Below are 21,331 nucleotides of genomic sequence, written 5' to 3' on the forward strand. Positions count from 1 at the left end.
CCCCCCCCCCCCCCCCCCCCCCCCCCCCCCCCCCCCCCCCCCCCCCCCCCCCCCCCCCCCCCCCCCCCCCCCCCCCCCCCCCCCCCCCCCCCGGGCCCGTTCCCACGCTCGCCTCCCGCATCCGGTTTCTCGTGCCTCCCGGTTACGCCTAACGGGTGGCGGAGGCGGCGGGGGCGTACGTACGGCGCAGGAAGCGGCGCAGCGCGGCGATGTCGAACTGGACCACGGCGACGCCCTCGGGGGAGTGGAACTCGACGATCGCCTGGACGCGGCCGCAGGGCCAGATGCGTACGTCTCCGGTCCCCGTCGGGGCCTGGAGGCCCGCCTCCAGCAGGGCGCGGGGGAAGACCCACTCGTTGTCGGTGCCCTCGGGCGACAGGTCGGCGGGGAAGACGATCCGTACGGCCAGCGGCTCGGCGTGGGCGAAGCGCAGCGCGACCGGGATCGTGCGGTAGAGCGGATCGTCGGTGATCACACGGGCGCGGACCCGCTCCTCGATGGCGGTCGTGGTCGCTGGTGGGTTCTCGGCGGTGGCTGACATCGACCCGACTCCTCGAAATCGGAACATATGCGTCCGTTTGTCCGTCCAGCCTCGCACATTCCGACGAAACCGCACGGTTCTCTTTGTGACGTCGCCGCTCTTGCCAACCATTTGCAATTGGGCACTATTCTTGAACGGTTAAAGACGGTGTGAGAAGCGGAGCCCCTCCATGCACGTGCCCGACGGATTCATCAACGCACCCGTGTCGGTGGCCGCCGGAGTGGCGGCCGCCGCCGCGGTGGCCGTCAGCCTCCGCGGGGCCCGACGGGAACTCGACGAGCGGACCGCGCCGCTCGCCGGCCTCGTCGCCGCCTTCATCTTCGCCGTCCAGATGCTGAACTTCCCGGTCGCCGCCGGCACCAGCGGCCACCTGCTGGGCGGGGCGCTCGCCGCGATACTCGTGGGCCCCTACACCGGCGTGCTGTGCGTGTCCGTCGTCCTGCTCATGCAGGGCATCCTCTTCGCCGACGGCGGGCTGACCGCCCTCGGCGTGAACATCACCGTCATGGGCGTCGTCACCGTCGTGGTCGCACACGTGATCTTCCGCGGGCTGGTCCGGATCCTGCCGGCCACGCGCCGCTCGGTCACCGTGGCCGCCTTCGCCGGTGCCCTGCTCTCGGTGCCCGCCGCGGCCGCCGCCTTCACCGCCGTCTACGCCGTCGGAGGCACCACCGACGTGGCCCTCGGCAAGGTGCTCACCGCCATGGTCGGCGTCCACGTGCTCATCGGCATCGGCGAAGCCGCCATCACGGCGGCGACCGTGGGCGCCGTGATCGCCGTACGGCCCGACCTGGTCCACGGGGCCCGCGGGCTGACCACGCCGCTGAAGCTGCGCGTCGACGGCGCGCTCGTCGACGTACCGGCCGCCGCCGCGCCCGCGGCCGTGGGCGCGGGCGCCGGCTCGGCCAAGAAGGTGTGGGCGACCGGCCTGGTCACGGCGCTCGTCCTCGCCGGGTTCGTCTCCTTCTACGCCTCCGCCAGCCCCGACGGCCTGGAGAAGGTCGCCGCGGACCAGGGGATCGACCAGAAGGTCGAGGACCACGCGGCCGCCGGCTCCCCGCTCGCCGACTACGGCGTCAAGGACGTCGACGACGCCCGGCTGTCCGGCGGCCTCGCCGGGGTCATCGGCGTCGGGGTGACCGTCGTCGCCGGCACCGGGATCTTCTGGGCCGTGCGCCGCCGCCGGACCGGAGAGCTGACCGCCACCTCCGCGTCGGCGGGCTGACATGGGCGCCGGCCACGCCCACAAGCTCTACCGGCACGGCCACTCACCCGTCCACGACCTGCCGCCGCACTGCAAGCTCGCCGCGACCTTCGCCTTCGTCGTGGTCGTCGTGTCCACGCCGCGCGAGGCGGTGTGGGCCTTCGGCCTGTACGCCGTCCTCATCGCGGCGGTCGCGGCCGTGGCCCGGATCCCGGCCGGCTTCCTGCTGCGGCGGCTGCTGATCGAGGTCCCCTTCGTCGCCTTCGCCGTGCTCATGCCCTTCGTGGCCGAGGGCGAGCGGGTGGAGGTCCTCGGCATGTCACTCAGCGTCTCCGGCCTGTGGGGCGCCTGGAACGTCCTCGCCAAGGGAACGCTCGGCGTGGCCGCGTCCGTCCTGCTCGCCTCGACGACCGAACTGCGCGCCCTGCTGCTGGGCCTGCAGCGCCTCAAGCTGCCGCCGCTGCTCGTACAGATCGCCTCCTTCATGATCCGCTACGGCGACGTGATCAGCGACGAGCTGCGCCGGATGTCCATCGCCCGCCGCTCGCGCGGATTCGAGGCCGGCGGGATCCGGCACTGGGGGGTGCTGGCCAAGACGGCCGGCGCGCTGTTCATCCGCTCCTACGAGCGCGGCGAGCGGGTCTACCTCGCCATGGTCAGCCGCGGCTACGCCGGCTCGATGCCGGTGATCGACGAAGTCGCGGCCACGCGCGCCCAGTGGGCGTACGCGGCCGTACTCCCGGTGACGGCGCTCGCCGTCTGTCTGATGGGATGGACGCTATGACTGGGATGGACGACGCCATGACCGCACCCTCCTTGGAACCCTCACTGGAGGTGACCGGCCTCGCCTACGCCTACCCCGACGGCCACCAGGCCCTCTTCGGGGTGGACCTGACCGTCGGGCGCGGTGAGCGGGTCGCCCTCCTCGGCCCCAACGGCGCCGGCAAGACCACGCTGGTGCTGCACCTCAACGGCATCCTCGGCGGCGGCGTCGGCTCGGTGACCGTGGCCGGGCTGCCGGTCGAGAAGCGGAACTTCGCCGAGGTCCGGCGCCGGGTCGGGATCGTCTTCCAGGACCCCGACGACCAGCTGTTCATGCCGACCGTGCGGGAGGACGTGGCCTTCGGACCGGCGGCGGCCGGCCTGCGGGGCGCCGAGCTGGAGGAGCGGGTGCGGGCCGCCCTGGACCAGGTCGGGATGGCGGACTTCGCCGACCGGCCGCCGCACCACCTGTCCTTCGGGCAGCGCCGCCGGGTCGCGGTGGCGACCGTCCTGGCCATGCGGCCCGAGATCCTGGTCCTCGACGAGCCCTCGTCCAACCTGGACCCGGCCTCGCGCCGCGAGCTCGCGGACATCCTGCGCTCGCTCGACGTGACGGTGCTGATGGTGACGCACGACCTGCCGTACGCGCTGGAACTGTGCCCGCGTTCGGTGATCCTCAGCGAGGGGGTCATCGCGGCGGACGGCCGTACGCAGGAGCTCCTGTGCGACGAGCAGCTGATGCGGGCCCACCGGCTGGAGCTGCCCTTCGGCTTCGATCCCCGTTCCGTCGTGGTGGCATAAGGACCGGTCGTCGATTGTTGGGTTGCTCGTGAACATCCAGGGTGTGGTGGCGGAGGGCTTCGAGCCCGTCAAGGACGCGTTCGTACGCAACTTCGAGGTGCTCGGGGACCGGGGCGCGGCCGTGGCCGTGTACCGCGACGGTCGCAAGGTCGTCGACCTGTGGGGCGGCACCGAGGACGCCGACGGCACGGAGCCGTGGACCGAGGACACCGCGCAGATCGTCCGCTCCGCGACCAAGGGCGTGGCCGCCGCCGTACCGCTGCTGCTGCACCAGCGGGGGCTGCTCGACCTGGACGCGCCGGTGGGCTCGTACTGGCCGGAGTTCAAGGCGGGCGGCAAGGAACGGACCCTGGTCCGCGACCTGCTCGCGCACCGCGCCGGCATCCCGGCGCTGGACCGGGGGCTGAGCGCCGCCGAAGCCGCGGACGGGGTGTCCGGAGCGCGTGCGGTCGCCGCGCAGCAGCCCTTCTGGGAGCCGGGCACCGCGCACGGCTACCACGCGCAGACCTACAGCTGGCTGCTGTCCGAGCTGGTGCTGCGGGCGACCGGCCGCACGCTGGGCTCCGTCCTGGCGGAGGAGATAGCCGAGCCGCTCGGTGTGGACTTCTGGATCGGCCTGCCGCAGGCCGAGGCCCACCGGGTGGGCCGGGTGGCCCCGGTCGAGCCGCCTTCGAGCGCGGGCATGCTCCGGACCCGGCCGCGGCGAAACGTTTCCGAGGCCTACGCCGACCCGGACTCCCTCACCCGCCGCGCCTTCGCCGCCATCGACCCGCTGCCCGACGAGAACGACCCCGGCTACCGGGCGGCCGAGCTCCCGGCCTCGAACGGCATCGGCACGGCCCGCGCCCTGGCCCGCTTCTACGGGGCCACCATCGGCGTGGTGGAGGACGGCGCGCGGATCTTCACCCCGGCCACCACGGCGCTGGCCGCGCGGGAGTTCTCGGCCGGCCCCGACCGGGTGCTGGTCGTGAACACCCGCTTCGGCCCCGGCTACATGCTGCACGGCCCGGCCTCGCCGCTGCTCTCGCCCGCCTCCTTCGGCCACCCGGGCCGAGGCGGATCCCTCGCCTTCGCGGACCCGGAGGCGGGCATCGGCTTCGGCTACATCACCAACGCCCTGGCCACGTCGGTCACCGCCGATCCGCGGGCGCAGGCGCTGGTCCGAGCGGTCCGCGCCGCGCTGGCCTAGCCTCCATCCGGACCAGCCGGGGCCGGGTTTGACTCCTTGGGGTGGACATACCGCCCGAGCCGCCCGGAAACCCTTCGTACCCACTTAGATGCACAGAGTAATGATCCAGTGTCCGTCCGTCGGGCATCTCGGAAGGATCCTCTGTGCGCAAGACCACCGCCGCCGCCCTCCTCCTGACGCTGGGGCTGTGCGCCTCGGCGACAGCCGCGCCCGGCGCCGTTGCCGCCGCCGCTGCCGCACCTCCCGCCGCCGCACCTCCCGCCGCCGCACCTCCCGCTGCCGCTCCGGTACCGACCGTCTTCATCGGCGACTCCTACACCGCCAACTTCGGCATCGCCCCGATCGGCCGTCCGCAGATGTGTTTCCGGGCCACCGAGAACTACCCCGCCAAGGCGGCCGCGCAGCTCGCGTCCGCCGGCGTCCCCCTCGACGTCCAGGCCGACGTGTCCTGCGGCGGCGCCGAAGTCCGCCACGTGTGGGACGCGCAGCGCCTGCCGCCGTTCGGGTTCCAGACCGTCAGTGCGCAGAAAACCGCTCTCACGCGGGACACGAAGCTGGTCGTGGGCAGTCTGGGCGGCAACACGATCGGCTTCGCCCACATCATCAAGCAGTGTTCGCAACGGCTCCGGGGCAGCGAGGGGCTGGTCCTGCCCGCCGACCCCGTCGACGCGTCCCACCCCGCCTCGGAGTGCGCCACGTTCTTCAAGGGCGAGGCCGGGGCCGCCTGGCTCGACCGGCGCTTCACCGAGGTCCTCCAGGACCTCGACCGCATGGTCGACCAGATCAAGGAGAAGTCGCCCCACGCCGAGGTCGTACTGGTGGGCTACCCCCGGATCGTGCCCGAGGACACCACCAAGTGCCTCCAGAGCATCCCGAACGGCGTGGAGAAGCCGCTCGCGGACATCGAGCAGGACGCACTGAAGTTCCTGGACACCGGCGTCCAGCAGCCCCTCAACGACCTCATGAAGGACGTGGCCCGGGACACGGGCGCGACGTTCGTCGACCTCTACAGCCGGACCGGGACCAACACCGCCTGCGACGGCGCCCGACGCGGCATCGGCGCCATGCTGGAAAAGTCCGAGGCGCAGTTCGGAGCACAGAAACTCCCCTGGTACGTCCACCCCAACCGCACGGGTCGTGACATCCAGGCCGCAGTGGTCGCGGACGCGATCGAAGAGGTCCTCGGCTCCAAGTAGCCGGCCGTACGACAGGACGCCCCGGCCCCCGGCCCCCGGCCGGGGCGTCCTCCCGCCGCACCAGGCCCGTGCGAGGGGCGCGTCAGGAGGAAGGGGCGCGTCAGGAGGAGAGGACCTCGGCGACGATCGGGCCCGCCGTCTCGCCGCCGCGGCCGCCGCCCTCGACCATCGCGGCCGCGGCCACGTCGCCGCTGAAGCCGGTGAACCAGCTGTCCGGGCTGCCCGCGCCGTCGACCTCCGCGGAGCCGGTCTTCGCGCCCTTGTCACCGCCGACCGAGGCCATCACGTCGCGGCCGGTGCCGCTGGTCGCCGTCAGCCGCATCATGCCGACGAGCTGCTGGTGGACCGAGGGCTTCATCCGCCGCTGCGCCGTCGCGATCGTCCGGCCGTCGAGCTCCGGCGAGACCAGCAGCGGCTGGCGGAACACGCCGCTGCGCGCCGTCGCGGTGATGGACGCGACGTTCAGCGGGTTCATGGTGATCCTGCCCTGCCCGATGTACGCGGCGGCCTCCTCCGCGCCCGTCGCCGTCGGGACCTTGCCGTCGGTGGACTCCACGCCCGTCTTCCAGTCCAGGTCGATGCCGAAGACCTCCTTGGCCTCCTTCGACAGGGCGGCGTCGTCCTTCACGCCGTCGATGGGCTTGATGAAGGCGGTGTTGCAGGACTTGGCGAAACTGGTCGCGAAGTTCGCGTCCGGCAGATGGAAGTTCTTCAGGTTGTGGAAGGTGCGCCCGCCCCAGACCACCTCCTTCGTGCACTCCGCCGGCTTGTCGGCGGCGACCAGGCCGCGGTCCAGCAGCATCGCCGCCGTCACGATCTTCATCGTGGATCCGGGCGCGCGGTTACCCGCCATCGCCGCGTTGTAGCCGTCCTTGCGGTGGTTGGCGACGGCCAGGATGTGTCCGTTGCTCGGCTTGACGGCGACCACCGAGGCCTCGGGGTACTTGGCCACCGCCCGCTCGGCAGCCGCCTGCACCTTCGCGTCCAGGTACGTCTTGAGGGTGCTCGGCTCACCCTCGACCAGGGTCAGCAGGGTCCGCTTGGGCGCGCCCTGGACGGCCGGCTCGATCCACACCTCGGCGCCGGGTTTGCCGCCCGCCTTGCCGCCGTAGGTCTGGCGCAGCTGGTCGAGGATCGGCCGCAGTGAGGGGTACTTCTGCGCGGTCAGCTCCTCGCCGTTGCGGTCCACGGCCCTGACGGGCGGGCTCGCGGGGGCGCCGGCGCGCAGTTTCTCGTCCTTCTGGAGCTGCGGGTGGATCACCGAGGGCTGCCAGTCAACCAGCGGCTTCCCGCTGGTCAGCCCACGCACCACGGTGAGCTGGGAGTCGTAGGCGAGGGGCTTGGTGGTGCCCTCGTACGTGATCTCCGCCTCGACCTTGAAGGGCACGGTGGTGCCGGTCGGCGTGCCGGGGGTGATCACCGCCTTGGACACGTGGGCCCTGTTCTTGAAGTCCCCCACGGCGGCCTGCGCGGCCGTCGCGTTGTTCGTCAGGTCGGCGGCCACCCGCTCGTCCCCCGCCGCCCAGGCGGCCAGGAAGGCCTTGGCGGTCGCGGCGGTCTCCTTCGCGCTGACCGGCCCGCTGCCGGCCCGGGCGGAGATGTCGCCGCTCTTCTCGTCACCGCCGTCGTCCCCGACCAGGGCGTACACCCCGTACCCGGCGCCGCCGAGCATCGCGAGAAACACCCCGCCGACGATGGCGGCCTTCGCTGCCCCGTTCACTTGCGTCCCCTCCCCAAGAGCCCCCGTTCTCTGAACATGTTCAAAGAACCCTTGGTGTGGACCTTACGCCGCGAAACGCGTCGGCACACCGTCGTTACCGGACCGGAACATCCCCGGAGACATGTCCTCCGCCGCCGCGCACCGGCCCAGTGATGACATGAGCGCGATGAACGTCGCGCACCCCGTGGAACCGGCCCGTATCGACGCGGCCGCGCCCGAGTTGATCTGGTACACCTCCTACGGCTCGAACATGCACATGGACCGCCTGAGCTTCTACCTCGCGGGAGGCACCCCTCCCGGCTCCCTGCGCAGCCATCCCGGCTGCCGCGATCGCCGCGCGCCGCAGCGTTCGGTGCCGGTCGAGCTGCGAGGCCGGCTGTACTTCGCCACGCGCTCCCCGGTGTGGACCGGCGGCCGGGGCTTCTACGACCCGGCGGCGCCGGGCCGCACGAGGGCGCGCGCCCACCTGGTGACGGCGCAGCAGTTCTCCGACATCGCCGCTCAGGAGATGTACCGCGAGCCCGGGAGCGACGTCGACCTCAGCACGGTGCTGCGCTCGGGGCGCGACGAACTGGGACCCGGCCGCTACGAGACGCTGATCTGCGCCGGCGTCCTGGAGGGCATCCCCGTGCTGACCTTCACGGCCCCGTGGTCCATGGGCGACGTGGCCTGGGTCAAGCCGTCCGCCGCGTACGTGAGGTACCTGGCGGCGGGCATCCTGGAATCCGGCCCCTGGGACGAGCGCTCGACGGCCGCCTACCTCGCGAACTGCCCAGGAGCGGCCGGCCACTGGAGCCCGTCCCAGATCCTGGACCTCCTGACGACGCGGCCCTCGACCTGACAACGCAGACGTGCTGGAGCGCGTAGAAGAGGCCCTGCACGTGCGACTGGATCGGCAGGCACTCGTACGCAAGCGCCGCTCCCTGGGAGGCCCTACGGAGCGGGGCACGTGGGTGCGTATCGAGAGGCGGGGCTTCGAGCGGATCGGCCCGCAGGGCTGGAACGGGACCGAGGCCGCTGCCGTACTGGCGGAAACATGAGCGCCAGGACGACCCAAGCCCGCTGACCCAACGGCCAGAGGTGCGCGGTACCGGCCCCGGCTCGGGGATATCGGCCGAAGAGTTCCGGGTTCGAGTCCCGGGGTGGGCACTCGAACCCGGAACCGGGGGCTTACCGTCCCGAAGGGTCGATGACGTTGCCGTTGGAGCAGTTGTTGGTGTGATCGCCAATCCAGTCGCCGAGGACTGGAACTGCGGCGACCTCCTGGTAGCAGACGGCGGCGGCAGTAAAGTTCCAGTTGTTGGCCGCGTTGATTCCGCCGCCAAAGTTGCTGTCGTTGTCGGCGTGGGCGGGGCCGGCGAGGGCAACACTCGCGAGTACGAGTGCAGCGGTCGTGATGATCTTGTTCATGCCCTGCTGAACGACTGCGCCGGTATCGAGACACGGCCCGTCCTGTTGACCACCAATGTCGGCACACGAGAAGACAGCCGACCCCACCGCTTCGGCCGACCCCATCGACACCGCCCACGCGGCTGCCGTCGCCGCACTGGAGGCGTACCGTCGCGGCCAGTGACGAATTCCGGGAAATCTGCCGCGAGTTGGCTGAGTGCGACGCGCCGGAGAATCATCCATGTTTCGGGAGGCTCGGCCGGCGAAAATCCTGGCTACGGACGGTCAGGACTGCTCTACCTCCGCCATGAGGAGTCGGAGCGTCAGTGAGTGCTTTTCGGGGGGTAGCGCGTTCAGGGCTGCCCGCGCGTAGGCCACCCCGCCGGATACGTCGCCGGACCGGGCGAGCATGAGGCCCCGGTGCATCTCAAGGTGCGTCGCGAACCTGGGTAGCGATGCGGGCAGCTCGCGCCGCGCTGCCTCCTGTGCGGCTACTGCTGTGGTCTCGTCCCCGAGTCGGGCAGCGAGAAGCGAGATGAAGACATTGAGCCGCCACCACGGCACCGCGTAGTCACTGGTCTGTTCGTACGACCCGGCCTTGTCGAACACGCGCCGCCCCTGCACCATGAGCTTCCGCGCGGTGACCACGTCCCCCCTGGACGCTGCAAGGCTGTGGGGCAACGCGCATGCCGTCCCGGGGCTCGCGGACCGCGTCCGCCAGGAGCGGCGTGCGGACTTGGAGAGCCGGGACGGAAAGCTGCTGTCGCTATTCTTCCTGTCGAAATCGTCGGACCCCACGCCTACGAGGAGGATCCGCTGCTGGTGCCGGCCCGGGCGGAGGACGGTAGAACGGCGTCTAATTGACGGAGATCCGTACTGGGTAAACGCCGGAGGCGGAATGCCCTAATGGATTAGCATTCAAACTTCGTGGGCCGGCCCGTCATCTGACGGGTCGGCCCACATCCTTCGAGCCAGACAATCATTTGAGGTGCGCAAGTGAGTGTGATCTTTTTTCCGAATTCTCGATTGTATGAGACTGGATACTGTGTCATCTTTGCGAGGGGTATCTCCGCATCTGAACTTTTGGCCAGGGTGGCGAAAGGTGAAATTCGCCAAATCGAATTAACCCGCATGGAGGCGGAAGCAATTAAGATGCTCGGTGAAGATATCGAGGAGGATTTCGTTTCCGATCTGAGCATGGACGAGCTACGTGGAAGTGGAATCCTGGAGAATAGTGGCCCGCTATTGCGTGCCGGAACCTACGGCAATTGGTCTTTCGTTGTAGAATCCGAGGGCCCGTATCTTGCAGGTGAAGGGGTGCTTGCGGAAGCCTCCCGCAACACGGTCGCGCTATCTGCCCAACTGAGCGAAACGATGGCTGCCTGGATTTCCTATGCGGAGGACGGGGAGGTCGTATCCTCCTTTGATCCCCTATTTCCGGATCAGGATTACGGAAATCGCCCCGGGGCTCTTGATGCGCTCACCGGATTTCGGCAATCCATCACAAGTGGGGAACGTGCAGAGTCCTACGAAAACGCCTTCCGAACAATTCAGCGAGAGCTGGGTTGCGCTGTTCCGGAGGAGATCGACGCGGGTCGCCTTCCTGCCATTCGAATCTCCGGAGGATATTAAGAGGTTGTCTCACGTGGCGTGATGCTCGTGCGGCATGATGCTGGTCGTGGGTGCCGATCTGTCGAAGCGTCTGGTTCCTGGTGAACTCTGGGAACTGGTCGCCCCGTTGCTGCCGTCGTTCGCTGCTCGCCCGCAGGGAGGCGGGACCGCGCCGTGTGACGAGCGGGCCGTGTTCACGGCAGTGGTGTACGTGTTGACCAGCGGATGCGCCTGGCGGCACCTGCCGCCGACGTTCGGTACATCACCCGCGACGGCGCATCGCCGCTTCACGGTATGGACCAAGGCCGGCGTGTGGCGTCGGCTGCACCGGGCCGTGCTGGACGAACTCGGGGCCAGGGGCGACGTGGACTGGACCTCGGCAATCGCCGACGCGGCCTCTGTGCGCGCGAAAAGGGGGGATCGCTGACCGGGCCGAACCCGGTCGATCGCGGCAAGAAGGGCAGCAAACTGCATGTCCTGTCAGACGCCCAGGGCATCCCGCTGGCGGTCGCCGTGTCCGGCGCGAACCTGCACGACAGCCAGGCGTTCAAGCCGCTGATCCTGGCGATACCCGCCATCCGCTCGCGGCGCGGGCCACGCAGGCGGCGACCGGTCAAGATCCGCGCGGACAAGGCGTACTTCTCCGCCGATCACCTCAACTGGCTCCGCGGCCGGGGCCTGGTCCCGCGCATCGCACGTCCCGGTATCGAGTCCGGTAAGCGGCTCGGCCGTCACCGCTGGAAGATCGAGCGGTCGATTGCTTGGCTGTTCGGCTACCGCCGCCTCACGTCCGATACGAGCGAACCGGCAGTCACTTCCTCGCCTTTCTCGGCCTCGCCGCCGCCCTGACCCGCTACAAGAAGCTCTCAAGGCTGAGGTCGGGCGGAGGGAGACCGTTGTGATCTCCCTCCGCCCGAACGTGATCACCAGTCAGGCTGGGGCCGGATTGATCAGGTCCGGGTCACCGGTGCCTGCAGTTCCGTCACCCAGTCCTCACGGTTCTCGGGGCACTCCAGGTTGATCTCGCGGGGGTAACCGTTCGACCGGTAACCGTTGGCGTCGATCCAGCGGGCCAGGGTCTGGGCGGTGGGAAGCACGGTGTCCATCGAACCGCGGTGCACGATGGTCGCCGTCTGGTCGAGGGACGGCAGGTCGAGGATTTGGAAGGCGCCGTGCTGGAGAGGGGCGGAGACCTGGACGGCAGCGTGGACGCTTATCCTGCCGCCACCCTCCGGGGCGTCCTCGTAGTAGGCGACGCCGGGGCCCGTGGGGGTGATAGCCGCCGAGCCCAGGCACCGGAACAGCTGGTCGTAGAGCGGCCCGATGACTGGGCCGATGTCCTCGGGCTCGAAACTCGCGGCGGTTGCGGTCAGCTCCGCCACCCGGATGGTGGGGACGCTCTTGATGACGACGTCGTCCGTGGGCATGTGCCCCTCGCTCTCGATCGCTCGGAGCCTCGCCTCGACTTGGACCAGCCGTGCTCCTGCGGCAGCCATGACGCTCTCCAGTTCGGCCCGCCGCAGCCGCAGCATCCCGCGCAGTTCCTCGGCGCTGACCTTCTCGTCCACGATCTCCTGGACCTGCTGGAGGGTGAATCCGAGGTCCTTGAGCGCGATGATCCGGTTGAGGCGGGCGAGCTGGGCAGCGGTGTAATAGCGATAGCCACTGGCGGGGGCGACGTGGGCCGGGCGCAGCAGGCCGGTCGCGTCGTAGTGACGCAGCATCCGGACTGAGACGCGGCCGTGCCGGGCGAAGTCTCCGATGGTGAACATGATGTCTCCGAGCTGACCGCCTGACACGGTGTGAGGGTCAAGAAGCTACTCGACGGCCGAGGGGAAGCGAGAACGCGGGGCTTCATCGGCGCAGGCGCATGGAGTCCCCGTCGAGCGAGCAGTCTGTGACGAGACATCGCCACGTGAGACATCCTCTAAAGGATGCGCAGGTGTCGGGTCGTGATCTCCGCTTTGGCCCTGACTGGAGGGCGGGCGTCAGCCCGTTCTTCGGCTCGGCCCACGAGGGGGGCCACTCGATTGAACTCCGGACAGCATCAAAGCCTGCCCGAGTTGCCGGCCGGCGTACGGCGGCTCCCTGAACATGCCCGACCCGAACCCGAACAGGACACCGGCCAAAGCCGCTCCGGCCGACCGCGTGGTCACCTGACCGGATCAGGTGCCAACTCCTGAAGAATGGAGGGTGGTTCACGCGAGTGGGCCCCGGCGCGGGTAAGGATGCGCCGGGGCCCGGGGAGAGGCCGGAGTCAGGCGGTGACCTCGGCGGGACCGAGACCGGAGGGCGGACACCGGTCAGTTCCTCGGCTCGGTCGAGAAGGTGGGGCGCCAGCTCGGGGCTTGCTTGATCGACTACCTGGAGTCTTCGGCTCTTGGCGTGCTGCGCAACGCGCGTGGCGAGGAGACCCGCCGACCGCCAGCGGCGGTGAGTGACCCAGAGGTGGGGGAACGTGCAGGTCATGCACGACGAAGCCGACGGCCCGCAATACCCACGACAACGACAACGACAACGTAACGACGGCGGCCCCGGCGCTCGCGAGCGCCGGGGCCGTCGTTTTGCCTGCTAGACCCAGGTGTCCAGCCACATGCGGCCGCGCCAGGAGTCCATCGGCAGGGTCCCGCCCGTGTAGATCGGCCAGAAGTAGATGAAGTTCCACACGATCAGCAGGACCAGCACCCCCGCCCCGATCGCGCCCAGGGCCCGTCGGCGCTCGGTCGAGCCGGCCGGGCCCAGCAGGGCGCCGATCATCATCGCCACCGCCAGGCACAGGTACGGGACGAAGACCACCGCGTAGAAGTAGAAGATCGTCCGCTCCTGGTAGTTGAACCAGGGCAGCAGGCCCGCAGCCAGCGCGCACGCGATCGCGCCCGCCCGCCAGTCGCGGCGGAAGAACCACCGCCACAGCACGTACAGCAGCGCGAAGCAGCCCGCCCACCACAGCAGCGGAGTGCCCAGGGCCAGCACCTCGCGGGCGCACTTGCCCGCCTCCGTCGCCGGGCAGCCGTCGGTGCCGGGCTCGGGGGACTCGTAGAAGTAGGAGACGGGCCGGCCCAGCACCAGCCAGCTCCACGGGTTCGACTCGTACGTGTGCCCCGAGGTCAGCCCGACGTGGAACTTGTAGACCTCCGTCTCGTAGTGCCACAGGCTGCGCAGCCACTCCGGCAGGAACGACAGCGAGCTGTTCTGGTCGTGCTTGGCGGCCCAGTCGCGCAGGTAACCGCCCTTGCCGTTGTCCGGACTGAAGATCCACCCCGACCACGAGGCCACGTACGTCACGATCGCGACCGGGACGGTCGACACGAAGGCGGGCAGCGCGTCGCGCCGCAGCATCGCCGCGTACGGGGCGCCCGCGCCGGCGGTACGGCGGGCGGCGGCGTCCCACAGCACGGTGAGGATGCCGAAGAAGGCCAGGATGACGAAGCCGTTCCACTTCGTGCCCGCCGCCAGGCCCAGGCAGACCCCGGCCAGGATCCGGTACGGGCGCCAGCCCAGCCGCAGCGTCTCGGCGATCTTCATGTCGGGCCGGGTCCGGCCCTCCTCGTCCACCGGGAGCGCGTCCGCGAGTCTGGCCCGGGTCCTGTCCCGGTCGATGAGCAGCGCCCCGAAGGCGGCCAGCACGAAGAACATCAGCACCAGGTCGAGCAGTGCGGTCCGGCTCATCACCAGGTGCAGCCCGTCCACCGCGAGCAACGCGCCCGCCAGGCACCCGAGGAAGGTCGAGCGGAAGAGGCGGCGCCCGATCCGGCACAGCATCAGCACCGACAGGGTGCCGAGCACGGCGGTCATGAACCGCCAGCCGAACGGCGTGAAGCCGAACATCCACTCGCCGAGCCCGATGACCCACTTGCCGACGGGCGGATGCACGACGTAGCCCGGGTCCAGCGGCAGCGAGACCCCGTCGGGATTGGCGAGGATCGACTTGTCGATGTCCTTCGGCCAGCTGGCCTCGTAGCCCTGCTTGATCGTGGCCCAGGCGTCCTTGGCGTAGTAGGTCTCGTCGAATATCACCGCCTTCGGCCTGCCCAGGTGCGCGAACCGCAGCACCCCGGCCACCAGCGCCACCAGCAGCGGCCCCGCCCACGAGAGGACGCGCTGCCAGGTACCCCACACATGCGGCGGCAGGCCGAAGGTCATCCACAGCTGCCGGGACGGCCGGGCGTACGGGGGCACCAGGCGGGCGCGGACGTCCGCGCGCGGCGCGGCCGCGGCGACCCGCGCGTAGCCGAAGCCGCGCAGGCGGCGCAGCCAGGTGGGCGGCTCATCTTCGCGTCCCGCCGGTGAGGCGGGCGGGGCCCCCGCGGGGCTGGGCGGCGGCGTCGCGGTACTGGTCACCGGCACATCGTAGGGAAGAGATCTGTGTGCGCCCCAGTAGGCCCTGTCCAGCCGGTCACGCCGGATCGGGGAGCGGCGTCCGGTGCCGTGCGCCCGGCGTGACCCGCGTGACCGGCTGGACAGGGCCTGACGGGGGGCGGCGGGGCGCTGGACTGAGAGGATGGGCGGGTGACAACTGAGCAGCCCCGCGGTACCGAGCGCACCTCGCAGCCCACCTCGCAGCCCACCTCGAAGCCGACCTCGCAGCCCACCTCGCCTGCCGGCGGCGTCCTCGTCCTCGCCGGCACCCCCATCGGCGATCTCGCGGACGCCCCGCCGCGCCTCGCGGCCGAGCTGGAGCGGGCCGACGTGGTCGCCGCCGAGGACACCCGGCGGCTGCGCCGGCTGACGCAGGGCCTCGGCGTGCACACCACCGGGCGCGTCCTGTCGTACTTCGAGGGCAACGAGACGGCGCGCACCCCGGAACTGGTCGAGGCGCTCCAGGACGGCAAGCGCGTGCTGCTCGTGACCGACGCCGGCATGCCCTCCGTCTCCGACCCCGGCTACCGGCTCGTCGCCGCGGCCGTGGAGAAGGACATCAAGGTCACCGCCGTCCCGGGGCCGTCCGCCGTGCTCACCGCGCTCGCCCTGTCCGGGCTGCCGGTGGACCGGTTCTGCTTCGAGGGGTTCCTGCCGCGCAAGGCGGGTGAACGCCTCGGCCGGCTGCGCGAGGTCGAGGGCGAGCGGCGCACGCTCGTCTACTTCGAGGCCCCGCACCGGCTCGACGACACCCTGGCCGCGATGGCCGAGGTCTTCGGCGCCGAGCGGCGGGCCGCGGTGTGCCGCGAGCTGACGAAGACGTACGAGGAGGTCAAGCGCGGCGGGCTCGGCGAGCTCGCGGCCTGGGCCGCCGAAGGCGTGCGCGGGGAGATCACCGTCGTCGTCGAGGGCGCCCCGGCGGCCGGGCCCGGCGATGTGGACGACGAGGAGCTGGTACGCCGGGTGCGGGTGCGCGAGGAGGCCGGGGAACGCCGCAAGGAGGCCATCGCGGCGGTCGCGGCGGAGGCCGGGGTACCCAAGCGAGAGGTGTTCGATGCGGTCGTCGCGGCAAAGAACGCGGCACAAGCGGCAAAGAGCGCGGCACATAAGGTGCCATAAGTCGGTAAAGAGCTAACCTGAAGAGCAAAGCTCGGACCCGCGCACCGGGCGCTTCGGGCATGAGTGGCCCAAAGACCGTCCAACACCAGACAAGCCTGATGCGCTCCCGCCCGGAGAGGCGTCCACTGGCAGAGGCACCAGTGGAACAAGAGGAGCTGGCATGAGTGAGATCGCAGAAACCCCGGCACCCGCGCCCGCCGCGGTACCCGCCCCTGCCCTCGCGACCGGAGTGCAGGTCGTGCACGAGGCGTACTCCTTCGCCTGCATGAAGTGCGGGTACGCGTGGGAGCAGGGGTACGACATCGAACACCACGTGGGCGCCGGCGGTGAGCCCTTCATCATCTACACGATAAAGGGCGAACGAGTCCCGTCCCCGCTGTCGAATCCGACCTGCCTGAACTGCGACGGTCACGTGGTGCGGATCATGCGGGAGGGGCAGGTCTCCTCCGTCCTCGGCATGATCGACCACATCTACCACCACCGCATCGCGCCCGGGATCGCCGGCCCCGTGCCGGCGAGCGCGAACACCCCGCGCCGCCCGCGCAGCCCGAAGCCGCGCAGGACGCCCCCGCCGCGTGACGTGCCCGGACCCGTCTTCATCGACGAGGCCGAGCGGGGCGGCCGGGGCCCGCTCTCCCGGCTGATGGGCCTCTTCCGCCGCTCATAACCGGTCATAAGATCGGCCGTATGAGCACACGCGTTGAGAAGACGCAGCCGAAGGTCGAGAAGACGCAGCCGAAGGACGCACCGCCGCCGCTGCCCGAACCCCTCCGGGTGGCGGTGGCGGACTCGCACACCCACCTGGACATGCAGTCGGGCACCGTCGAGGAGGCCCTCGCGAAGGCCGCCTCGGTGGGCGTGACCACCGTCGTCCAGGTGGGCTGCGACGTGAAGGGCTCCCGATGGGCCGCCGAGACCGCCGCCGCGTACGGACCGGTCCACGCGGCCGTGGCCCTGCACCCGAACGAAGCCCCCCGGATCGTGCACGGGGATCCGGACGGCTGGTCGCGGCAGGGTGCCCGGGCCGGCGGCGGCGAGGCCGCGCTGGAGGAGGCGCTGGCCGAGATCGAGGCGCTGGCCGCGCTCGACCACGTCAAGGCGGTCGGCGAGACCGGGCTGGACTACTTCCGCACCGGGCCCGAGGGGATGGCCGCGCAGGAGCGTTCCTTCCGCGCGCACATCGAGATCGCCAAGCGGCAGGGCAAGGCGCTCGTGATCCACGACCGCGACGCCCACGCCGACGTACTGCGCGTGCTGCGCGAGGCGGGCGCCCCGGAGCGCACCGTCTTCCACTGCTACTCCGGGGACGCCGACATGGCCCGGGAGTGCGCCGCGGCCGGGTACTACATGTCCTTCGCCGGGACCGTCACCTTCAAGAACGCCGCACCGCTGCGCGAGGCGCTGGCCGTGGCGCCGCTGGAGCTGGTGCTCGTCGAGACGGACGCGCCGTACCTGACCCCGCATCCGTACCGCGGTTGGCCCAACGCGCCGTACCTCATTCCGCTGACGGTACGGGCGATGGCGGCGGTCCGCGGCATCGACGAGGACGCGATGGCCACCGCGCTCGCCGCCAATACGGCCCGCGCCTTCGCCTACTGAGCACCCCCTACTGAGCACCCTGCTGAGCACCTCTTACCGAACAACCTGAACAACCCGTTCCGACACGCTGAGTAGCCGCACGACTTTGGTGCGTGACGGCTCCTCCGCTAAGGTGCCGTGCCCGAACCAGAGGGTGCCGGATCACCAGTGGAGCGAGCGTCGTGAGCGATACGCAGGGCAGTCACCGCCGCGGCGGGCGCGTTCCGGAGGCGTACGGGGCCGAGCCCGCGGCCTGGCCGCCCGGTGCGGCCGACCCCGAACCCGGCGTCCCCGGCCCGCGCGGCGCGGAGCGGCGGGCGGGGCGCCGGCGCCGGGCCGCCATGGCGGCCGGCGGCCTCACCGCCGTCGACGAAGCCGCCACCCCGCCCCGCACGGGCAACGGCATCGCCACCGGCACCGGCCGCCGCCGGGCCGGCGCGGCGCCCGAGACCGCCGGCCCCGACCCGTACGGCCCCGACCCGTACGGCCCGGCGGACCCCGGCGCCCCCGCGGCGCCCGGCACCGGCAGGCGGCGGGGCCCCGCGGAGGCGGACCTGCCGCCCGCCCCCGCGAGGCCCGGGCGACGCCGGGGCGGCCCGCCCCGGGGCGGCGGGCTCGACATCCTCCCGGCGCCCGCCGCCACCGGCTCGGGACGGCGACGGGCGGCACCCGGCGGCGAGGCCGCAGCGGGGCCCGTGATCCTCAGACCCACCGCCCCCACCGCCCCCGGCGGAAGCTGGCGGAGGATCGTGCCGCAGGCCCTGGTCGTCGCCTTCCTCGCCGGCGGCACGACCGCGTTCGTCGCCGCCGACAAATCGGTACGGCTCACCGTGGACGGAGTCCCGAGGACGCTGCACACCTTCGCCGACGACATCGACGAGCTGCTCGCCGCCGAAGGCCTCGGCGTCGGCCCCCACGACCTCGTCGCCCCCGCCCACGGCGAACCCCTCGACGACGGCGAGGAGGTCGTCGTCCGCTACGGCCGCCCCCTGCGCCTGACCCTCGACGGGCAACAGCGCCAGGTGTGGACGACCGCCCGCACCGTCGACGGCGCGCTGCGCCAGTTCGGCATCCGCCCCGAGGGCGCCTACCTCTCCTTCCCCCGCACCGCCCCCGTCCCGCGCGCCGGCCTGGCCCTCAGCGTCCGCACCGAGCGCAGCGTCACCTTCATGGCCGACGGCCGCGAACGCACCATCCGCACCAACGCGGCCACCGTCCAGGAGGCCCTCGACCAGGCCGGCATCACCCTGCAGGGCCAGGACACCACCTCCGTACCCCCCACCACCTTCCCCCGGGACGGCCAGACCGTCACCGTGCTCCGCATCACCGGCACCCGCGAGGTCCGCGAGGAGCGCATCCCGTACGCGACCGAGAAGGTCAAGGACCCCGGCCTCTTCGCCGGCACCGAGGTCGTCGAGCGCGCCGGCCGGCCCGGCGCGCGCAGGGTCACGTACAGCCTGCGCACCGTCAACGGGGTCCGGCAGAAACCCCGCCCCATCGCCGACGAGGTGGTCCGCGAGCCCGTCACCCAGCTCGTCAAGGTCGGCACCAAACCGCTGCCGAGCTCCGTCGCCGGGGCCGACGGCCTCAACTGGGGGGCCCTCGCCCAGTGCGAGTCCGGGGGCCGCCCTTCGGCCACCGACGCGTCGGGGACGTACGGCGGGCTCTACCAGTTCGACGTCCGCACCTGGCAGGGCCTCGGCGGGAGCGGGCGCCCTCAGGACGCACCGGCCGCGGAACAGACGTACCGGGCGAAGAAGCTCTACGTGCAGCGGGGGGCGAGTCCGTGGCCGCACTGCGGCCGCAGGCTCACGTCCTAGTCCTAGTCCTAGTCCTCGTCGGCGTGCCGCGTTCCCGCGTGCGCCAGACCCCCGGTCCGGCGCGGGATCACTCGGCTGATCTGAGACGCTTTACCGGTGAGCACCGCAGAGCAGCAGCCCAACGAGACCCCTTCTGACGCCCTACTCGGCCCCGCCGACATCAGGGAGCTGGCCGCCGCCCTCGGCGTGCGCCCCACGAAGCAGAAGGGGCAGAACTTCGTCATCGACGCCAACACGGTGCGCCGGATCGTGCGCACCGCGGAGGTCCGCCCGGACGACGTGGTCGTCGAGGTCGGCCCCGGCCTGGGCTCGCTGACGCTCGCGCTGCTGGAGGCCGCCGACCGGGTGATCGCCGTGGAGATCGACGACATCCTGGCGGCCGCGCTGCCCGCCACGATCGAAGCCCGCATGCCCGCGAAGAGGGACCGCTTCGCGCTGGTCCACTCCGACGCGATGCTGGTGACCGAACTGCCCGGTCCGGCGCCGACCGCGCTCGTCGCGAACCTGCCGTACAACGTGGCCGTGCCCGTCCTGCTGACCATGCTCGACCGCTTCCCGAGCATCGAGCGGACCCTGGTGATGGTGCAGGCCGAGGTCGCCGACCGGCTGGCGGCCGAGCCCGGCAACAAGGTCTACGGGGTCCCCTCGGTCAAGGCCAACTGGTACGCGCACGTCAAGCGCGCCGGTTCCATCGGCCGCAAGGTCTTCTGGCCCGCCCCGAACGTCGACTCCGGGCTCGTCTCGCTGGTGCGCCGCACCGAGCCGATCAAGACCACCGCGTCGAAGGCGGAGGTCTTCGCGGTCGTGGACGCGGCGTTCGCGCAGCGCCGCAAGACGCTGCGCGCCGCCCTGGCCGGCTGGGCCGGCTCGGCGGCGGGCGCGGAGTCGGCGCTGGTCGCCGCCGGCATCTCGCCGCAGGCCCGCGGGGAGTCCCTGACGGTGGAGGAGTTCGCCGCGATCGCCGAGCACAAGCCCGCGGCGCAGAGGCCCGCACTGTGAGCGCGCGCACGACGCCCGTGACCGTACGGGTCCCCGCGAAGGTCAACGTGCGGCTGGCGGTGGGCGCGGCCCGCCCCGACGGCTTCCACGACCTGGCCAACGTCTTCCTCGCCGTGTCGCTGTTCGACGAGGTGACGGCCACCCCGGCCGACGCGCTGACGGTGACCTGCGAGGGCCCCGACGCCGATCAGGTCCCCCTGGACCGCACCAACCTCGCGGCGCGGGCCGCCGAGATCCTGGCGGCCCGGAGCGGCCTGTCCCCGCTGGTCCACCTGCACATCGCGAAGAACATCCCGGTGGCGGGCGGCATGGCGGGCGGCAGCGCGGACGGCGCGGCGGCGCTGCTGGCCTGTGACGCCCTGTGGGGCCTGAACACCCCGCGCGCGCAGCTGCTGGACATCTGCGCGGAGCTGGGCAGCGACGTCCCCTTCAGCCTCGTCGGCGGGGCCGCGCTCGGCACCGGCCGCGGCGAGCTGCTCACCCCGGTGGACGCGGGGACGTTCCACTGGGTCTTCGCCGTGGCCGACGGCGGCCTGTCCACCCCGGCGGTGTTCCGCGAGTTCGACCGCCTCACCGCCGGTACGGCGGTCCCGGAGCCCGAGGCCTCCCCGGCGCTCCTCGCGGCCCTCGCCTCCGGCGACCCGGACGCGCTGGCCGCCACCCTGGTCAACGACCTCCAGCCGGCGGCGCTGTCGCTGCGTCCGGGGCTGGCGGACACGCTGGCCGCGGGCACCGGAGCGGGCGCCCTGGCCGCGCTGGTCTCCGGCTCGGGCCCGACGACGGCCTTCCTGGTCGCGGACCAGGAGTCCGCCGCCAAGGTCGCGGCCGCGCTCGAAGCCTCGGGCACGTGCCGCACCACCCGCGTGGCCTCCGCCCCAGCCCCCGGGGCAACGGTCCTCCCGTCCTGACCTGCGGCGCCGTTGCCGGGGGCGCTGCCCCCGGACCCCCGGGGGGGAGAAGGAGGGGGGGGGGGGGGGGGGGGGGGGGGGGGGGGGGGGGGGGGGGGGGTGGGGTGCGCAGGGGGGGGGGGGGGGGGGGTGGGG

General features: G+C 71.7%; 19 protein-coding genes and 3 pseudogenes. 16 read left to right on the top strand and 6 right to left on the bottom strand.

What is annotated here, in order from left to right; genetic code table 11:
- Window positions 1-148: 148 nt before the first annotated feature.
- On the bottom strand, window positions 149-541 hold the full coding sequence (locus ACZ4TV_RS32875) for an SsgA family sporulation/cell division regulator (RefSeq protein ID WP_468138905.1): 393 nt from the start codon (window positions 539-541) through the stop codon (window positions 149-151).
- A 169-nt stretch (window positions 542-710) separates the two neighbouring features.
- On the opposite strand from ACZ4TV_RS32875, the gene ACZ4TV_RS32880 reads away from it, so the two are divergent.
- The 5 genes from ACZ4TV_RS32880 (at window position 711) to ACZ4TV_RS32900 (ending at window position 5,693) form a co-directional block, all read left to right on the top strand.
- On the top strand, window positions 711-1,766 hold the full coding sequence (locus ACZ4TV_RS32880; protein WP_468138906.1) for an energy-coupling factor ABC transporter permease: 1,056 nt from the start codon (window positions 711-713) through the stop codon (window positions 1,764-1,766).
- 1 nt (window position 1,767) lies between these two features.
- On the top strand, window positions 1,768-2,529 hold the full coding sequence (cbiQ, locus tag ACZ4TV_RS32885; RefSeq protein WP_468138908.1) for a cobalt ECF transporter T component CbiQ: 762 nt from the start codon (window positions 1,768-1,770) through the stop codon (window positions 2,527-2,529).
- Window positions 2,530-2,546: 17 nt separating this feature from the next.
- Window positions 2,547-3,308 carry an energy-coupling factor ABC transporter ATP-binding protein gene (locus tag ACZ4TV_RS32890; RefSeq protein WP_468138909.1) on the top strand — a complete coding sequence of 254 codons (762 nt, stop codon included), beginning with the start codon at window positions 2,547-2,549 and terminating at the stop codon, window positions 3,306-3,308.
- Between the two features lie 28 nt (window positions 3,309-3,336).
- Window positions 3,337-4,497, top strand: a complete 1,161-nt coding sequence (locus ACZ4TV_RS32895; RefSeq protein WP_468138910.1) for a serine hydrolase domain-containing protein — start codon at window positions 3,337-3,339, stop codon at window positions 4,495-4,497.
- Window positions 4,498-4,640: 143 nt separating this feature from the next.
- Window positions 4,641-5,693 (top strand): SGNH/GDSL hydrolase family protein, encoded by a 1,053-nt coding sequence (locus ACZ4TV_RS32900; protein WP_468138911.1) that lies wholly within the window; start codon window positions 4,641-4,643, stop codon window positions 5,691-5,693.
- A gap of 100 nt (window positions 5,694-5,793) precedes the next feature.
- Here the strand turns inward: ACZ4TV_RS32900 and ACZ4TV_RS32905 are convergent, their stop codons facing one another.
- The gene (locus ACZ4TV_RS32905) at window positions 5,794-7,413 is read right to left on the bottom strand and encodes a penicillin-binding transpeptidase domain-containing protein (protein ID WP_468138912.1); all 1,620 of its coding nucleotides are present in this window, start codon (window positions 7,411-7,413) and stop codon (window positions 5,794-5,796) included.
- 166 nt (window positions 7,414-7,579) lie between these two features.
- Here ACZ4TV_RS32905 and ACZ4TV_RS32910 point away from each other — a divergent pair, with 166 nt between their 5' ends.
- Both ACZ4TV_RS32910 and ACZ4TV_RS32915 read left to right on the top strand, forming a co-directional pair.
- Window positions 7,580-8,254, top strand: a complete 675-nt coding sequence (locus tag ACZ4TV_RS32910) for a histone deacetylase (RefSeq protein WP_468138924.1) — start codon at window positions 7,580-7,582, stop codon at window positions 8,252-8,254.
- Window positions 8,255-8,264: 10 nt separating this feature from the next.
- Entirely contained in the window at window positions 8,265-8,453 is a 189-nt protein-coding gene (locus ACZ4TV_RS32915; protein WP_468138913.1) for a hypothetical protein, read from the top strand.
- Between the two features lie 130 nt (window positions 8,454-8,583).
- Here ACZ4TV_RS32915 and ACZ4TV_RS32920 read toward each other — a convergent pair whose 3' ends face one another.
- Together ACZ4TV_RS32920 and ACZ4TV_RS32925 are read right to left on the bottom strand one after the other, a co-directional pair.
- Window positions 8,584-8,823 (bottom strand): hypothetical protein, encoded by a 240-nt coding sequence (locus tag ACZ4TV_RS32920; protein ID WP_468138914.1) that lies wholly within the window; start codon window positions 8,821-8,823, stop codon window positions 8,584-8,586.
- Window positions 8,824-9,087: 264 nt separating this feature from the next.
- A pseudogene (locus ACZ4TV_RS32925) lies at window positions 9,088-9,468 on the bottom strand (XRE family transcriptional regulator); the annotation flags it as partial.
- On the opposite strand from ACZ4TV_RS32925, the pseudogene ACZ4TV_RS32930 reads away from it, so the two are divergent.
- The 3 genes and pseudogenes from ACZ4TV_RS32930 to ACZ4TV_RS32940 form a co-directional block, all read left to right on the top strand.
- Window positions 9,458-9,666: pseudogene (locus ACZ4TV_RS32930) on the top strand (hypothetical protein); the annotation flags it as partial. The pseudogenes ACZ4TV_RS32925 and ACZ4TV_RS32930 sit on opposite strands and share 11 nt — an antisense overlap.
- A 132-nt stretch (window positions 9,667-9,798) precedes the next feature.
- Window positions 9,799-10,434 (top strand): DUF6461 domain-containing protein, encoded by a 636-nt coding sequence (locus ACZ4TV_RS32935; protein WP_468138915.1) that lies wholly within the window; start codon window positions 9,799-9,801, stop codon window positions 10,432-10,434.
- A gap of 46 nt (window positions 10,435-10,480) precedes the next feature.
- Window positions 10,481-11,315: pseudogene (locus ACZ4TV_RS32940) on the top strand (IS5 family transposase).
- Window positions 11,316-11,363: 48 nt separating this feature from the next.
- Here ACZ4TV_RS32940 and ACZ4TV_RS32945 read toward each other — a convergent pair.
- Window positions 11,364-12,185: a MerR family transcriptional regulator gene (locus tag ACZ4TV_RS32945; protein WP_468138916.1), complete on the bottom strand. Its 822-nt coding sequence runs from the start codon at window positions 12,183-12,185 to the stop codon at window positions 11,364-11,366.
- A 799-nt stretch (window positions 12,186-12,984) separates the two neighbouring features.
- Window positions 12,985-14,754: a dolichyl-phosphate-mannose--protein mannosyltransferase gene (locus tag ACZ4TV_RS32950; RefSeq protein WP_468138917.1), complete on the bottom strand. Its 1,770-nt coding sequence runs from the start codon at window positions 14,752-14,754 to the stop codon at window positions 12,985-12,987.
- Window positions 14,755-14,922: 168 nt separating this feature from the next.
- On the opposite strand from ACZ4TV_RS32950, the gene rsmI reads away from it, so the two are divergent.
- The 6 genes from rsmI to ACZ4TV_RS32980 all read left to right on the top strand — a co-directional run bounded on the left by rsmI (window position 14,923) and on the right by ACZ4TV_RS32980 (window position 21,196).
- Window positions 14,923-15,891: a 16S rRNA (cytidine(1402)-2'-O)-methyltransferase gene (rsmI, locus tag ACZ4TV_RS32955; RefSeq protein WP_468138918.1), complete on the top strand. Its 969-nt coding sequence runs from the start codon at window positions 14,923-14,925 to the stop codon at window positions 15,889-15,891.
- Between the two features lie 160 nt (window positions 15,892-16,051).
- Window positions 16,052-16,558 carry a hypothetical protein gene (locus ACZ4TV_RS32960; RefSeq protein WP_468138919.1) on the top strand — a complete coding sequence of 169 codons (507 nt, stop codon included), beginning with the start codon at window positions 16,052-16,054 and terminating at the stop codon, window positions 16,556-16,558.
- Window positions 16,559-16,578: 20 nt separating this feature from the next.
- Entirely contained in the window at window positions 16,579-17,490 is a 912-nt protein-coding gene (locus ACZ4TV_RS32965) for a TatD family hydrolase (protein WP_468138920.1), read from the top strand.
- A gap of 383 nt (window positions 17,491-17,873) precedes the next feature.
- Window positions 17,874-19,289: a ubiquitin-like domain-containing protein gene (locus ACZ4TV_RS32970; protein WP_468138925.1), complete on the top strand. Its 1,416-nt coding sequence runs from the start codon at window positions 17,874-17,876 to the stop codon at window positions 19,287-19,289.
- Window positions 19,290-19,385: 96 nt separating this feature from the next.
- Window positions 19,386-20,288: a 16S rRNA (adenine(1518)-N(6)/adenine(1519)-N(6))-dimethyltransferase RsmA gene (gene rsmA / locus ACZ4TV_RS32975; RefSeq protein ID WP_468138921.1), complete on the top strand. Its 903-nt coding sequence runs from the start codon at window positions 19,386-19,388 to the stop codon at window positions 20,286-20,288.
- Entirely contained in the window at window positions 20,285-21,196 is a 912-nt protein-coding gene (locus ACZ4TV_RS32980; RefSeq protein WP_468138923.1) for a 4-(cytidine 5'-diphospho)-2-C-methyl-D-erythritol kinase, read from the top strand. Before rsmA ends, ACZ4TV_RS32980 begins: the two co-directional genes overlap by 4 nt.
- Window positions 21,197-21,331: the final 135 nt, after the last annotated feature.

This window comes from Streptomyces sp. NPDC028910, from assembly GCF_055564955.1.